Genomic DNA, 14,762 nt, shown 5'->3' with positions numbered 1-14,762 from the left:
CAGTACCTCATCAGGACCTCCTCCGACCCCGTCAGGGCCCGCCGAGGCGAGCAGCGCCTTACCACCATCGTGCCCCGACTTTTCCGCAGACCCTCAAACCTTTCGGAGCCGCACGATGGGACGCCTCGCACAGACCGACGGCCTCACCGAGATCCAGCGGGACATCCTCGCCACCGTGCGGGATTTCGTCGACAAGGAGATCATTCCGGTCGCGACCGAGCTGGAGCACAAGGACGAGTACCCGACCGCCATCGTCGAGGGCATGAAGCAGCTCGGCCTGTTCGGTCTGACCATCCCCGAGGAGTACGGCGGCCTCGGGGAGTCGCTGCTCACCTACGCCCTGGTGGTCGAGGAGATCGCCCGCGGCTGGATGTCCGTCTCCGGCATCGTGAACACCCACTTCATCGTGGCCCACATGATCAACGCCCACGGCACCCAGGAGCAGAAGGACTACTTCCTGCCGAAGATGGCGGCCGGCGAGATCCGCGGTGCCTTCTCGATGTCCGAGCCGGGCCTCGGCTCCGACGTTTCGGCCATCTCCACCAAGGGCGTCAGGGACGGAGAGTTCTACGTCCTCAACGGCCAGAAGATGTGGCTCACCAACGGCGGCACCTCCACCCTGGTCGCGGTCCTCTGCAAGACCGACGAGGGCGGCAGCACCCCGTACAAGAACATGACCACCTTCCTGATCGAGAAGGAGGCCGGTTTCGGCCCGAACCCCAAGGTTCCGGGCCTGACCGTGCCCGGCAAGATCGAGAAGATGGGCTACAAGGGCGTCGACACCACCGAGCTGGTCCTCCAGGACGTCCGCATCCCGGCCGACCGCATCCTCGGCGGCGTCCCGGGCCGCGGCTTCTACCAGATGATGGACGGCGTCGAGGTCGGCCGCGTCAACGTCGCCGCCCGCGGCTGCGGCGTCGCCCGCCGCGCCTTCGAGCTCGGCATCTCCTACGCCCAGCAGCGCTCCACCTTCGGCAAGAAGATCGCCGAGCACCAGGCGATCCAGTTCAAGCTCGCCGAGATGGCCACCAAGGTCGAGGCCGCCCACCAGATGATGGTCATGGCCGCCCGCAAGAAGGACAGCGGCGAGCGCAACGACCTCGAGGCCGGCATGGCCAAGTACCTCGCCTCCGAGTACTGCAAGGAGGTGGTCGAGGACGCCTTCCGCATCCACGGCGGCTACGGCTTCTCCAAGGAGTACGAGATCGAGCGCCTCTACCGCGAGGCCCCGATGCTGCTCATCGGTGAAGGTACTGCGGAGATCCAGAAGATGATCGTCGGGCGCCGGCTCCTGGAGGAGTACCGGATCGCCGACTGATCCCGGGCCGCCTGCCGACGGACCACGCCGCCGGGCGGCCCCCTCGAACCGCCGGTCGACGGGCGTGCGGGCCCGTCCCGGCGGAGTGCCGTGCCCCGTCATGGGCCCGGCCTGGTCCGCCTGGGTCCGGCACGGCCCTCCGGAAGCGGCCGCAGGGCGTACAGCTGCAACGACGCGCCCTGCGGCCGCTTCCGCACACCCGCTTCCGGCCGCTACGGCCGTTTCGCCCGCCGGGTTCTGTCGGCGTACCTGTTGAGACATGAGTCACCAGCCCCGTCCGGTCCCTTGGGAACCGGACCGGGTCGAGCTACGGTCGTAGGGGTGGACGCGCATACGCGCCGCCACCGGACACGTGAACGAGCAGGCGGGTTGCCCACCCACCGTGTGCTCCCGATAGCATCCACCGGGACAGCAAGCCGTCCCTCTATTACCGATCCCGCGGTGGCCCCCGTCCAGCGGCCATGATCCCCCGCGACAAAGGTCTTCGATGCCCATCAGCCCGTCCCCTCACACCTCCGTCACGGACCGCGATGCCCTCGCAGCCCCGACGGCCGGTCGGCGACCCCGCGTGACCATCGCGCGCGGAGCCACCCCCTGGTTCGTCCCCACCCTCGCCACGGCCGCCGTGACCACCGCCCTCACCCGGCGCAGCGGCAAGTGGGCCCTGGCGGCGGTACCCGCCTGTGCGCTCAGCGCGGGCATGCTGTGGTTCTTCCGCGACCCCGAGCGTGAGATCGGCACGGGCAGAGTGATCTCCCCCGCCGACGGCGTGGTGCAGAGCATCGACGCCTGGCCGGACGGCCGCACCCGGGTCGCGATCTTCATGAGCCCGCTGAACGTCCACGTCAACCGCGCGCCCCTGCCGGGCACGGTGACGTCGGTCGAGCACGTCGCGGGCGGCTTCGTCCCCGCGTTCAACAAGGACAGCGACCAGAACGAGCGGGTCGTCTGGCATTTCGACACCGAGCTCGGCGACATCGAGATGGTCCAGATCGCGGGGGCCGTGGCCCGCCGCATCGTGCCGTACGTGGACGCCGGAACCAAGGTCGAGCAGGGCGACCGGATCGGTCTGATCCGGTTCGGGTCCCGGGTCGACACCTACCTGCCGGCCGGCGTCGAGGTCGGCGTCGAGGTCGGCCAGAAGACCACAGCCGGGGTGACGCGCCTTGACCGTGACTGATCCTGAGACAATCGTCGGCCTGGACGACGAGGAGACGGCCCTGCGCCGCCGCCGCTGGGCGCGCGACCGCGAGCTGCGCGCCCCGCGCTCTCCCCAGCACCTGTCCACCGCCGACTTCCTGACCCTGGGGAACGCCGTCTGCGGCTTCCTGGCGATCTACTCGATCACCACCGGGGTCCTGGTCCCGCACATCACCAACCCGGACGCCGCTCCCGACCGGCACAGCGCCGCCACCGCGGTCACGCTGCTGCTGATCGGCTCGATGTGCGACCTCTTCGACGGCCTGGTGGCGCGCAAGCTGCGCTCCTCCGCCCTCGGAGCGGAACTGGACAACCTGGCGGACCTGATCAGCTTCGGTATCGCGCCGGCCTACTTCGTCGCGGTCTGGGGCATGGTCTCCCAGGGCTCCAACAGCAAGCTGTCGGCGCTCATCGCCATCACGGTGCTGCTCGCGGTGGTGCTGCGGCTGGCCCGCTTCTCGGCCGTCAAGATGCGGCCCGGGGTGTTCCAGGGCATGCCCTGCCCGATGGGTGCGATGACGGTGATCGCCATCGTGCTGCTGGACCCGCCGTTCCTGCCCGGTCTGCTCGCCATCTTCGGTGCCGCGTACCTGATGGTCAGCCGGATCGAGTACCCGAAGCCGCAGGGGCTGCTGGCCACCGCCACGCTCTGCTGGGTCGTCGTGGCCATCGGCTGCCTGGCCGCCTGGGCCACCGGACTGCCCGGCGGCGACACCCTGATGCACGTCGGCGCGTTCGCCCAGATCACGCTCGCCGCGATGGCGCCGCTGCTGGTCATCCGCCGCAAGGTGGGGCAGAAGGTCGGCGACGTCCGTGCCCGGCGGGCGGAGTCGCGGCTCGGCTGAGTCCCGCAATTGTCATAAGAGTCAGGGCCCGGAACCTGTTGGTTCCGGGCCCTTCCTCATGTGTCACAGCAGTCGAGCACCTCGGGTGCGGGCTCAGGGACCGCCGATGCGGACGCCCACGCGGACGCCGGATCCGCCGTCGCTGCGGACTCCGAACTCTTCCGCAATTGTCATAAAAGTCAGGCGCCACCGGTGTGCACGCTGAACGCCGAACGGCGCGCCGCCCGGGCCACGCCCGGGTCCGGGTGCACACCCGAGACCGCCGTCAGCACCGAGGCCGCCCGCGGGTGCCCGGACTGCCGGGCCCGGGCGAACAGCCGGACCGGGTCGCCCGCCGAGGCGCCCTCGACGTGGCCCACCAGCAGCTCGGTCTCGCCGTGGTCGAGCACCGCGGCCGCGGTGTCCACCCAGAGCCAGGCCGCGTCCTCCGCGCCCAGCACGTCCGCCGGGGAGACGCCCTCGTCCGCGCGCTCCGCCAGCCACAGCAATGCGTAGGGGCGCAGCACCGGCTCGTCCACCGCCGCGCGCACCGCCTGCTCGGCCGGACCGCCGGCCACCCGCAGCGCCTCGAAGGCCAGCCCGCGCACCAGTGCGTCGTCGCCCTGCGCGGCCTCCAGCAGCTCGCCCACCGCCCGGTCCGCCGGCCGGGCCGCGACCCAGGCCCGGAACTCGGCGCGGGCCGGGCCCGGCGAGTAGTCCGCACAGGCGTTCAGCAGCTCGAAGGCGCTCTGCTCGATGTGCCCGGCCGCGGTCTGTGCGACCGTGCAGATCTCCTCCAGCTTCGCCCGCACCGCCCAGTGGCCGAGCGGCGACAGCTCCGCGGCATCGTTCCTGCGCACCAGGGCGCCGACGGCCGCCAGGCCGTCCAGCATCCAGTCCAGGACAGCGGCCACGTCCGAGGGCGCGGCCGGGGTGTCGATCTGCGGCGCGCGGCAGGTGCCGCGGACAGCGGAAACGGCCGAGGCCGCGTGCGGCACCGGCGACAGGCCCGGTCCGCCGAGGCCGGCGCCGACCCGGCGCTCGTCCAGGCCACGGCGCAGCAGTTCCAGCAGCTCGCTCTCGGCGACCGGGCCGTCCACCAGGTGCAGGAAGGAGAGCAGCTGCGGGGCCTGGTCCACGGCCTGCCCGGCCAGTACGGCGAACACGCCGCGCAGCGCGGCGGGCGGCACCGGGGCGAGCAGGGTCCAGGCGTCGAACAGCGCCGACCAGCCGCGAACCACGGCCTCGTCGTCGTGCTCCCAGGCGTGCAGCCGCCAGCCGGGGCCGGCTCCGCCGTCACGGGCCTCCACCAGGCCCACCAGCAGCGCCTGCCCCCACGCCTTGGCGGCGGCGCCGACCGTCATGGCCAGTGCCCGGCCCGCCGCGCGGGCGTCCTCCGGGAGCAGCTCACCGCGCTTGTCGACCTCGGCCAGCTCGCCGGCCCAGCGGGCGACCCGCACGGCGTCCACCAGCATCCGTCGGGCCAGCGGCGCCAGCTCGGCGGGTGCCGGGAAGCCCTCCGGCACGGGAACCCGACCCCGCCCGGGAGCCGGAGCGGGCCCTCGTCGCCGGGGTACTCCGTTACGGGGGACACCCGCCCCGCCCGGCCTGCCACCGGTGGGCCGGTGGGCCGTTCCGGGGAGACGGGTCACCGTCGCACCGGTACCGATCGTCGGTGGGAGCGGGGCATCACGGTCGCGCGGGTTCCGAGACGTCACGTCGAGCAGTCTTCCCCTTGTACCGGCCTTCTGTCACATCCGGTTGTCCGTACGACCGGGCGACCGGCGGCGGCACCTCCGCAAGATCGGGCAACAGCGGCAAACCGCCTGGCTGGAAACGTGTGACCCGGCCATGCCACTGGCGCCACCCCGGTCGCCGAGAATGCTCGACCGATCACCGTGCGTACGGGTGGGGGGTAAGGGGTCGGTCCAATTGTCGCCCCTGACGGCAGGGGGCTTTTCGCGCGGGGAATCCGCTCCGCCGACTTCCCGCGGGACTGTCCAGCCCGAATCCGGACGGATGGCGGACGGGGTGGCGGGGTCATGCTGCACGAGAAGTCGGACCGGCCGACTTTTCGCGCATGCCCGGCGAAAAGGCAGAAACGTTCATTCGTGGACGGCGGAATCCTCGCCGGAAAACCCGGTGGGGCTCAGCCGAAACCGCTCGCACGGCCAGGGGGGGCTACAGCAGCGGCGTGAGCCAGCGGCGGAGGAGCTCGGTGTAGTGGTCGGGGGCGGTGTTCCAGAGGGTGGCGTGGTCGGCGCCGGGGAACGTCTGGAGGCTGACCACGTCGGGGCGGGCGGCAGCCAGCTTCTCCGCGCTGCCGAAGGGGGCTATCCGGTCCTCGGGGCTGTGCAGCAGGAGAGTGGGCACGCGCAGGTCGGTGCCCTCGGCGATGCGGCCGAAGTCGGCGAGGTCGACGCCGGTGCGGCCCTCGGCGGCGAGGGCGCCGAGTTCGGCGGCGACGCCCTGGAAGCCGGCCCGGGCGGCGTCCCGGCGGGCGGAGGCCGGGAGGTCGAGCACGGGCGAGTCGAGGATCAGCCCGCGGATGGCGTGCGACCAGGCGGAGCGGGCCGCCGTCCGGAGGACCGTGGTCGCCCCGAGGGACCAGCCGTAGAGGATCACCGCGCCCGCACCGCTGTCGAACGCCAGCCCTACCGCCGACTCGATGTCTCGCCACTCGGTCTCGCCGAAATGGGTCAGCCCGTCGGGGGAGGCGGGGGCGCCCTGGTCGCCGCGGTAGGTGACGGCGAGGGCGGGCAGGCCGAGCCGGTCGAGGACGGGGAGCACCGGGAGGGTCTGCTGGCGGTCGGCTTCGGGGCCGTGCACCAGGATCACCCAGGTGCCGCGTTTGCCGTCGAGCTGCCAGGCGGGCAGCGCACCGAGCTCGCCCTCGGCGATGGTGTCGGCGAAGGCGAGGCCGAACGCCTCGGTGGGGTCGCCGAGGTGGACCCGGGGAGTGAGGCGGACCTCGGTACCGGCGGTGAGGGTGCCCCGGTCGGCACGGACCAGGCGGCGGGTGACGCCCCGTTCGTCGCTGCGCAGGACCTCCTCGACGACCGCGTGCCCACCGTCCGCCCACTCGACCGCCCAGCGGCCGGGGCGCAGGCTCTCGGGGCTGCGGGTGAAGGTGACCCGGCCGGGGGCGAGGCTGTGGACCAGGATCGGACCGGACTCCTGGACGGCGGTCGCCGGACGGACCATCTGCTCGGAGGCCCGACGGCCGATCACCAGCACGGCGGCCCCGACCGCTGCGGCCGCCACGACGGCGGCGGTTCCCCATCGCATTTCGCTCCCCGCTCTGTTGGTCACGGACCGGACGGTGTTCGAGCACCAGTCCACCGGCGCCCCGCCCGCCCGGCCACCGGGCTAGGCCGTCCGGGTGACCCCAGCGGCGACCCGACGGTGCCGGGGAGAGGCCGGCAGCGGGCGGTGAAGGAGTCGACGATGGGGCGACGGGGGGCCTTCCGCGGAGCATGCCACCGGAAGGCCGCCGTGGAGCGCGATACGGCACCGGCCGCCGAACGCGCGAAGCGGCACCGGGCCGATGCCGCGCTGGGCGATCCCACAGGGTGTCAGTCGGCGGCGCCCGCGTGTGACCAACCCCTCCGCGACCTCGGTTGACTCCCGGTTCGGGCCCGTGATGGGATCCTGGGGCCAAACGGAGGCATGGAGAGGAAGCCGGTGGAAGTCCGGCGCGGTCCCGCCACTGTCACCGGGGAGCACGCTCGGAACATCGCCACGGCGGGCCGTCGACGGCCGCTGGAAGGCTCCGGGAGTGCGTTCGACCCGGAAGCCAGGAGACTCTCGCCCCCGTCACGTCGATCCAGGGCGCGGACCCTGAGTGAGGACACGCACGCGATGCAGGCTGCCCCGCCCCGCCGGACTCCGAGCTGCCTTCCGCCGTGCCACCGATGACCCCGCCGGCACCTTCTCCGTCTCCGCGCACGCTGACCTGCGCCGCCGCGTTCGCGCTCGGCGCCGTCGCGGGCTACGCCGCCGACGCCCGCTTCGCCGACCCCCGCCGGGGCCACCCGGTCGCCGTCTTCGGCACCGCCGCGACCCGGCTGGAGCGGAGGCTGTGGCGCGACGACCGCGGTGCCGGGGCCGGGTACACGGCGCTGTGCGTGGGCGCGGTGGCGGCGGGCGCGCTCGCCCTGGACCGTACGGTGGGCCGGCGCCCGCTGGGCCGGGCTGCGCTGGCGGCGGCCGCGACCTGGACGGTGCTCGGCGGCACCTCGCTGACCCGGGAGGCGCGCACCATCGGCCGTTCGCTGACCGCGGGCGACCTCGCGGCCGCCCGCGAGCGGCTGCCGCACCTGTGCGGGCGGGATCCGAGCGCGCTGGACGGGCAGCAGATCGCCCGGGCGGTGGTCGAGTCGGTGGCCGAGAACACGGCCGACGCCGTGGTGAACGCGCTGACCTGGGGCGCCCTGGCCGGCACCCCCGGCCTGCTGGCCTTCCGTGCCGTGAACACCCTGGACGCCATGGTGGGCCACCGCTCGCCGCGCTACGCCCGGTTCGGCTGGGCCTCGGCCCGGCTGGACGACCTGGCGGGCTGGCCGGGAGCCCGGCTGACGGCGCTGCTGACGGTGGCCGCCGCACCCGAGCCCCGGACGGCCTGGCGGGTCTGGCGGCGCGACGGCTCCGCGCACCCGAGCCCGAACGCGGGCCAGGCGGAGTCGGCGTTCGCCGGCGCGGTCGGCGTGCGGCTGGGCGGGACGCTGCAGTACGGCGAGCGGATCGAGCACCGGCCGGTCCTGGGCGCAGAGCTGCGGCCGGTGACGGTGGACGACATCGAGCGGGCCTGCGCGCTCTCCCGGCGGGTGGGCGCACTGGCGCTGGGTACGACGGTCGCGGGGCACGTCCTGCTGCGGGCGTTCCTGGGGAAGAGGGGAAGGGCATGACGAACGCGCTGCTGGTCGCGGGGACGACCTCGGACGCGGGCAAGAGCGTGGTGACGGCCGGGATCTGCCGTTGGCTCGCCCGCCAGGGCGTGCGGGTCGCGCCGTTCAAGGCGCAGAACATGTCGCTCAACTCCTTCGTCACCGCCGACGGCGCCGAGATCGGCCGCGCCCAGGCGATGCAGGCGCAGGCCGCCCGGGTGGAGCCGGAGGCGGCGATGAACCCGGTGCTGCTGAAGCCGGGCGCGGACGGCCGGAGCCAGGTGGTGCTGCTCGGCCGGCCGGTGGCCGAGGTGGGCGCACTGGACTACCGCGAGCGCAAGCCCGTTCTGCTGGAGCGCGCCCTGGAGTGCCTGGCCGACCTGCGCCGCCGCTACGACGTGGTGGTCTGCGAGGGCGCAGGCTCGCCCGCCGAGATCAACCTGCGCGACCGCGACATCGCCAACATGGGCCTGGCCACGGCCGCCGCCCTGCCGGTGGTGGTGGTCGGGGACATCGACCGCGGCGGGGTCTTCGCGGCGATGTACGGGACGCTGGCGCTGCTGTCGGCGGAGGACCAGCGGCACGTGGCGGGCTGGTTCGTCAACAAGTTCCGCGGCGACGCGCGGCTGCTGGCACCCGGGCTGGAGATGCTGCACCGGCTGACCGGCCGTCCGGTGCTGGGCACACTGCCGATGCTGCCCGGGCTCTGGCTGGACGCGGAGGACTCGCTGGACCTGTCCACGGTGGTGGACCGGGCGGACGGGCCCGGGCCGCTCGGCGCGGACGTGCTGCGGGTGGCCGTGGTGCGCTTCCCGCGGCTGTCCAACTTCACCGACGTGGACGCGCTCGCGCAGGAGCCGGGCGTGCTGGTGCGCTGGGCGACCAGGCCGGAGGAACTGGCCGACGCCGACCTGGTGGTGCTGCCCGGTACCCGGGCCACCGTCGCCGACCTCGCCTGGCTGCGCGAGCGCGGCCTGGAGCCGGCCCTGAAGGCGCGGGCGGCGGCCGGGCTGCCGGTCCTCGGGGTCTGCGGCGGCTACCAGATGCTGGCGCACTCGATCGTGGACGAGGTCGAGTCCAAGTCGGGTGCCGTCGAGGGCCTCGGCCTGTTGCCGACGCGCGTGCGGTTCGGCATCGAGAAGGTGCTGGCACGGCCGGTCGGCGAGGCCTACGGGCAGCGGGTGGAGGGTTACGAGATCCACCACGGGGTGGTGGCGGTCGAAGGCGGCGATGCGTTCGTCTCCGATGACCGGGGGCGGAGTCTGGACGGCTGCCGGGTGGGCTCGGTCTGGGGCACGACCTGGCACGGCGTGCTGGAGAACGACGGGTTCCGCCGCGAACTCCTGCGTGAGGTCGCCGAGTTGTCCGGCCGGGCGTTCGTCCCGGCACCGGACACCTCCTTCGCCGCGGCGCGCGAGGCCCGGCTGGACCGGCTGGGCGACCTGATCGAGGAGCACGCGGACACCGACGCGCTGTGGAAGCTGATCGAGGGCGGAGTGCCGGCGGCCGGATCGCTGCCGTTCGTCCCGCCCGGGGCCCCTGGGAGTGACGCATGAGCCGGGTACGACAGCAGAGCCGGACGGGACCGCAGGACCAGGCAGGGCCACAGGGCCGGACACGACAGGAGTGGGGTACGGCATGAGTGACGTCCGCTATCCGTTCACCGCGATCGTCGGCATGGCCGACCTGCGGCTGGGACTGCTGCTGAACGCGGTCTCCCCGGCCGTGGGCGGCGTGCTGGTGCGCGGCGAGAAGGGCACCGCGAAGTCGACCATGGTGCGCGCGCTGGCCGGCCTGCTGCCGGCCATCGCCGCCGTGGACGACTGCCGCTTCGCCTGCGACCCGGCCACACCCGACCCGCAGTGCCCGGACGGGCCGCACGTCTCCCCGTCCGCCTCCGAACGGCCTTCCCAGCTGGTCGAGTTGCCGGTCGGCGTGGCCGAGGACCGGATCGTCGGCTCGCTCGACCTGGAGCGGGCGCTGGCCGAGGGCGTCAAGGCGTACGAGCCCGGGCTGCTCGCCAGGGCACACCGCGGCGTGCTCTACATCGACGAGGTGAACCTGCTCCAGGACCACGTGGTGGACCTGCTGCTGGACGCCGCCGCGATGGGCCGCTCCTACGTCGAGCGGGAGGGCGTGTCGGTGCGGCACGCGGCCCGGTTCCTGCTGGTCGGCACGATGAACCCGGAGGAGGGCGAGCTGCGTCCGCAACTGCTCGACCGGTTCGGTCTGACCGTCGAGATCGCCGCCACCCGGGACCCGGCCGAGCGCGCCGAGGTGGTCCGCCGCCGCCTCGCGTACGACGCGGACCCGGCCGGCTTCGCCGCGCGATTCGCCCAGGAGGAGCGGGCACTCGCCGAACACATCATCACGGCCCGGGAGTTGCTGCCCAAGGTCGAGCTGACAGATGTGGCACTGCGTCAGATCACCGCCGTGTGCGCCGCGTTCGAGGTGGACGGGCTGCGCGCGGACATCGTGATGGCCCGCACCGCCGTCGCGCTGGCCGCCTGGGACGGGCGCACCGAGGTGCTGGAGGAGGACGTCCGCAAGGCCGCCCAGCTGGCGCTGCCGCACCGGCGCCGCCGCAACCCCTTCGACGCGCCGGGGCTGGACGAGGAGCAGCTGGACCGGACGCTGGAGGAGCACGCCCAGCAGGAGGACCCGGAGCCCGAGGGCGACGGACCCGGCCCGGACGGCGACGGTGGACCGGAGGGCGGCCCGGACGGGGGGCCGGAAGACGGCGGTCCGGACGGACGCGGCCCCGATGGCGGTGGCCCCGACGGCGGTGGCGCGCCCGAACCGTCGGACGGCGGCCCCGAGGTGTCCGCCACCGAGAGTGCCGGGGAGCCCGCCCAGTCGCCCGTGCCGGCCCAACACCCCTCCCCCGCGCGGGAGTCGGCGCCGGTCGCGGCCGGGGACCCGTACCGGACCCGGCTGTTCACCGTGCGGGGCACCGGGCACGGTGCCCAGGGCCGCCGCTCCCCCGCCGAGACGACCGGCGGGCACACCATCCGCGCCCGCCGCCCGCAGGGCGCGCTCGGCCGGCTGCACCTGACCGCGACCCTCCAGGCCGCCGCGCCGCACCAGGCCGCGCGCGGGCGCAGCGGCCGGGCACTGGTGCTGCACAAGGACGACTTCCGCGAACAGGTCCGCCAGGGACGGGAGTCCAACCTGGTGCTGTTCGTGGTGGACGCCTCCGGCTCGATGGCCGCCCGGCAGCGGATGACCGCCGTCAAGGGCGCGGTGCTGTCGCTGCTGATGGACTCCTACCAGCGCCGCGACAAGATCGGCATGATCACCTTCCGGGGCGCGGGCGCCGAGCTGGCGCTGCCGCCCACCTCCTCGGTGGAGGTCGGCGCGGCCCGGCTGGAGTCGCTGCCCACCGGCGGGCGGACCCCGCTGGCCGCCGGCCTGCTGCGCGCGCACGAGGTGCTGCGGGTGGAACGGCTGCGCGACCCGAACCGGCGCCCGCTGCTGGTCGTGGTGACCGACGGCCGGGCCACCGGCGGGCGGGACGCGCTCGCCCGGTCGCACCGCGCGGCCGCCCTGTTCGCGACGCAGGGCACGGCGAGCGTGGTGCTGGACTGCGAGTCCGGCCCGGTCCGCCTGGGCCTGGCCCGTACGCTGGCCGGGCTGCTCGGCGGCACCGCCGTCAGCCTGGACGAGCTGCGCGCCGAGGGCGTGGCCTCGCTCGTCCGCGAGAACCGTCCCACGACCGTCCGCGAGAACCGTGCGACCACCATGCGAAAGGCGGCCTGACCCATGCCCAAGGGTGTCCCCGAGAGCGTTCCCGACGACGGCCTGACGACCCGCCAGCGCCGTACGCTGCCGATCACCGCCGTGCACACCGGCCCGGGCAAGGGGAAGTCCACGGCCGCGTTCGGCATGGCGCTGCGGGCCTGGAACCAGGGCTGGCCGGTCGGGGTGTTCCAGTTCGTGAAGTCCGCCAAGTGGAAGGTCGGCGAGGAGAACGCGCTGCGCGTGCTCGGCGCCTCCGGCGAGGGCGGCACCGTCGACTGGCACAAGATGGGCTCCGGCTGGTCCTGGATCCAGCGCTCCGCCGAGCAGGAGATGTCCAGCGAGGAGGCGGCCAAGGAGGGCTGGGAGCAGGTCAAGCGGGACCTCGCGGCCGAGACCTACCGCTTCTACGTGCTGGACGAGTTCACCTACCCGATGCACTGGGGGTGGGTCGACCCGGACGAGGTGGTGGCCGTGCTCAAGGACCGCCCGGGCAGCCAGCACGTCGTCATCACCGGCCGGTACGCGCCCGAGGCGCTGACCGGATTCGCCGACCTGGTCACCGAGATGACCAAGGTCAAGCACCCCATGGACGCCGGCCGCAAGGGCCAGCGCGGTATCGAGTGGTGAGCCTGCGCACGTGAACATCCCCCGCCTCGTCGTCGCCGCGCCCTCCTCGGGCGCCGGCAAGACCACCGTCGCCACCGGCCTGATCGCGGCGCTCGCCGCCCGCGGGCTGGCGGTGTCGCCGCACAAGGTCGGCCCGGACTACATCGACCCGGGCTACCATGCGCTCGCCGCCGGACGCCCGGGCCGCAACCTGGACGCCTTCCTGTGCGGTCCGGAGCGGATCGCGCCGCTGTTCCTGCACGGCGCGGCGGGGGCGGACGTCGCGGTGGTCGAGGGCGTCATGGGTCTGTTCGACGGGGCTTCCGGGCGCGGGGAGCTGGCGTCCACGGCGCACGTCGCCAAGCTGCTGCGGGCGCCGGTGGTGCTGGTGGTGGACGGCTCCTCGCAGTCCCGCTCGGTGGCCGCGCTGGTGCACGGCTTCGCCTCCTGGGACCCGCAGGTACGGCTCGCCGGGGTGATCCTCAACCGGGTCGCCTCCGACCGGCACGAGCAACTCCTGCGCGAGGCACTGGAGGAGGGCTCCGGCGTGCCGGTGCTGGGCGCGCTGCGCCGCTCCGCGGCGGTCGCCACACCGTCCCGCCACCTCGGGCTGATCCCGGCGGTGGAGCGCTCGACGGAGGCTCTCAAGGCGGTCGCCGACATGGGTGAACTGGTGGCGTCCTCGGTCGACTTGGACGCCCTGCTCGAACTCGCCCGGACGGCACCGGCGTTGGATGCCGAGCCGTGGGACCCGTCGGCCGAGGTCACCCCCGTGGCCGGCCGGCCGCGGATCGCGGTGGCGGGCGGCGCGGCCTTCTCGTTCTCGTACGCCGAGAACGCCGAACTGCTCGGCGCTGCGGGCGCGGAGGTGGTCCCGTTCGACCCGCTGCACGCCTCGGCACTGCCCGAGGGCGCGGCCGGCCTGGTGATCGGCGGCGGCTTCCCGGAGCTGTACGTCCGCGAGCTGAGCGGCAACGCCCCGCTGCGTGCCGCCATCGCCGGGTTCGCCGCCGCGGGCGGGCCGATCGCCGCCGAGTGCGCCGGGCTGCTCTACCTGGGCCGGGAGCTGGACGGCCTGCCGATGTGCGGCGTGCTGGCCACCGACGCCCGGATGACCGAACGGCTCACCCTCGGCTACCGGGAGGCGGTCGCCCTGCACGACTCCCCGCTGGCCCCGGCCGGCACCAGGCTGCGCGGCCACGAGTTCCACCGCACGGTCTGCGACCCCGGCGCGAGCGAACTCCCCGCCTGGGGCTGGCACCTCCCGACCGGTCCCCGCACCGAGGGCTTCGCGGGCGGCAACGTGCACGCCTCCTACCTGCACCTGCACTGGGCGGGCGCGCCGACGCTGGCGTCCTCCTTCGCGGCCGCGGCGGCGACCTTCGCGGCGGGGGCGGCGGGGGCGGCGTAGTTCACGGCTCCGGCCTCGGCGCTCCCGGCTCCCGGCCTTGCGGGTCTCGGCCCCGGCTCCGGCCTCGGCGGCGGCCCTCCGGGGAAAACACCGGGACGCCGCGGGGTGCCCGGTCCTAAGCTCCGCACATGCATGTGATCGTCCTCAACGGCGGGTCCAGTTCCGGCAAGTCGAGCATCGCCCGGCGCCTTCAGGAACTGCTGGCGGAGCCGTGGCTGCACATCGGGGCCGACATCATGGTCGACGCGCTGCCGCCGTCGCTGCGCGGTGGCGGCGAAGGGATCGGCGGGCTGGAGGACGGTGACGGCACCGTCGAGGTCGGTCCGGTCTTCGCCGCGCTGGACGCCGCCTGGACGATCGGGGTGGCGGCGATGGCCCGGGCCGGGGCCCGGATCGTGGTGGACGAGGTGTTCCTCGGCGGCGCGGCTTCGCAGGCCCGGTGGCGGGCGGCGCTGGAGGGCCTGGACGTGCTCTGGGTCGGGGTGCGCTGCGATCCGGCGGTGGCCGCGGAGCGGGAGGCCGCGCGCGGCGACCGGGTGGCCGGGATGGCCGCCGCACAGGCGGTGACGGTGCACCAGGGGGTCGCGTACGACCTGGTGGTGGACAGCTCGCGGGCGTCCGCGGCGGACTGCGCCCGGGCCGTGGCCGCGCGGGTGCCGGTCGGCGGCTCGTCGGGCGCGCAGTCGGCCGTCCGGACGGGCGCGCAGCCGGCCGTCCAGACGGGCGTCCAAGCGGGCATCCAGACCGACGTGCAGGCCGAAGCGGCCCCGTAGGCC

10 protein-coding genes, 1 pseudogene and 1 riboswitch are annotated in these 14,762 nt (G+C 74.2%); of the genes and pseudogenes, 9 read left to right on the top strand and 2 right to left on the bottom strand.

Features of this window, described 5'->3' with window-relative positions; all coding sequences use genetic code 11:
• Window positions 1–115: 115 nt before the first annotated feature.
• From AB0O11_RS31035 to AB0O11_RS31025, 3 genes are all read left to right on the top strand, one after another.
• Window positions 116–1,318, top strand: coding sequence for an acyl-CoA dehydrogenase family protein (locus AB0O11_RS31035; protein WP_363393636.1), 1,203 nt, complete (start codon window positions 116–118; stop codon window positions 1,316–1,318).
• A 487-nt stretch (window positions 1,319–1,805) separates the two neighbouring features.
• The gene (locus tag AB0O11_RS31030) at window positions 1,806–2,498 is read left to right on the top strand and encodes a phosphatidylserine decarboxylase (RefSeq protein ID WP_224280704.1); all 693 of its coding nucleotides are present in this window, start codon (window positions 1,806–1,808) and stop codon (window positions 2,496–2,498) included.
• A gap of 40 nt (window positions 2,499–2,538) precedes the next feature.
• Window positions 2,539–3,363, top strand: a complete 825-nt coding sequence (locus tag AB0O11_RS31025; protein WP_224280705.1) for a CDP-alcohol phosphatidyltransferase family protein — start codon at window positions 2,539–2,541, stop codon at window positions 3,361–3,363.
• A 179-nt stretch (window positions 3,364–3,542) separates the two neighbouring features.
• Here the strand turns inward: AB0O11_RS31025 and AB0O11_RS31020 are convergent, their stop codons facing one another.
• Together AB0O11_RS31020 and AB0O11_RS31015 are read right to left on the bottom strand one after the other, a co-directional pair.
• Window positions 3,543–4,868: a hypothetical protein gene (locus AB0O11_RS31020; RefSeq protein WP_363393634.1), complete on the bottom strand. Its 1,326-nt coding sequence runs from the start codon at window positions 4,866–4,868 to the stop codon at window positions 3,543–3,545.
• Between the two features lie 655 nt (window positions 4,869–5,523).
• Entirely contained in the window at window positions 5,524–6,630 is a 1,107-nt protein-coding gene (locus AB0O11_RS31015; protein ID WP_363393632.1) for an alpha/beta hydrolase, read from the bottom strand.
• Between the two features lie 385 nt (window positions 6,631–7,015).
• A riboswitch (cobalamin riboswitch) is annotated at window positions 7,016–7,149 on the top strand.
• 107 nt (window positions 7,150–7,256) lie between these two features.
• Here AB0O11_RS31015 and AB0O11_RS31010 point away from each other — a divergent pair.
• The 6 genes and pseudogenes from AB0O11_RS31010 to cpt all read left to right on the top strand — a co-directional run.
• Window positions 7,257–8,249, top strand: a complete 993-nt coding sequence (locus AB0O11_RS31010) for a cobalamin biosynthesis protein (protein ID WP_363393630.1) — start codon at window positions 7,257–7,259, stop codon at window positions 8,247–8,249.
• Complete coding sequence (locus AB0O11_RS31005) at window positions 8,246–9,784, top strand: cobyric acid synthase (RefSeq protein WP_363393628.1); 1,539 nt, start codon at window positions 8,246–8,248, stop codon at window positions 9,782–9,784. The genes AB0O11_RS31010 and AB0O11_RS31005 overlap by 4 nt, the downstream gene beginning before the upstream one ends.
• An 82-nt stretch (window positions 9,785–9,866) precedes the next feature.
• Complete coding sequence (locus tag AB0O11_RS31000; protein ID WP_363393626.1) at window positions 9,867–11,987, top strand: putative cobaltochelatase; 2,121 nt, start codon at window positions 9,867–9,869, stop codon at window positions 11,985–11,987.
• 3 nt (window positions 11,988–11,990) lie between these two features.
• Complete coding sequence (gene cobO / locus AB0O11_RS30995; RefSeq protein ID WP_049655361.1) at window positions 11,991–12,596, top strand: cob(I)yrinic acid a,c-diamide adenosyltransferase; 606 nt, start codon at window positions 11,991–11,993, stop codon at window positions 12,594–12,596.
• Between the two features lie 10 nt (window positions 12,597–12,606).
• Window positions 12,607–13,986 (top strand): cobyrinate a,c-diamide synthase, encoded by a 1,380-nt coding sequence (locus AB0O11_RS30990; protein WP_363393624.1) that lies wholly within the window; start codon window positions 12,607–12,609, stop codon window positions 13,984–13,986.
• 134 nt (window positions 13,987–14,120) lie between these two features.
• A pseudogene (cpt, locus tag AB0O11_RS30985) lies at window positions 14,121–14,642 on the top strand (chloramphenicol phosphotransferase CPT); the annotation flags it as partial.
• Between the last annotated feature and the right edge of the window lie 120 nt (window positions 14,643–14,762).

Origin of the sequence: Kitasatospora sp. NPDC093102, assembly GCF_040683915.1 — a bacterium.
In the GTDB taxonomy this organism is placed as follows: Bacteria; Actinomycetota; Actinomycetes; order Streptomycetales; family Streptomycetaceae; genus Kitasatospora.
The sequence above is the reverse complement of the archived record's forward strand: the minus strand, read 5'-3'. Positions and strand labels throughout refer to the sequence as shown.

Excerpts from the sequence above, each read along its gene's own strand:
- AB0O11_RS31010 (WP_363393630.1), top strand. The coding sequence starts at position 7,257 with ATGACCCCGCCGGCACCTTCTCCGTCTCCGCGCACGCTGACCTGCGCC.
- AB0O11_RS31035 (WP_363393636.1), top strand. The coding sequence starts at position 116 with ATGGGACGCCTCGCACAGACCGACGGCCTCACCGAGATCCAGCGGGAC.
- AB0O11_RS31030 (WP_224280704.1), top strand. The coding sequence starts at position 1,806 with ATGCCCATCAGCCCGTCCCCTCACACCTCCGTCACGGACCGCGATGCC.
- AB0O11_RS31000 (WP_363393626.1), top strand. The coding sequence starts at position 9,867 with ATGAGTGACGTCCGCTATCCGTTCACCGCGATCGTCGGCATGGCCGAC.
- AB0O11_RS31005 (WP_363393628.1), top strand. The coding sequence starts at position 8,246 with ATGACGAACGCGCTGCTGGTCGCGGGGACGACCTCGGACGCGGGCAAG.
- cobO (WP_049655361.1), top strand. The coding sequence starts at position 11,991 with ATGCCCAAGGGTGTCCCCGAGAGCGTTCCCGACGACGGCCTGACGACC.
- AB0O11_RS31015 (WP_363393632.1), bottom strand. The coding sequence starts at position 6,630 with ATGCGATGGGGAACCGCCGCCGTCGTGGCGGCCGCAGCGGTCGGGGCC.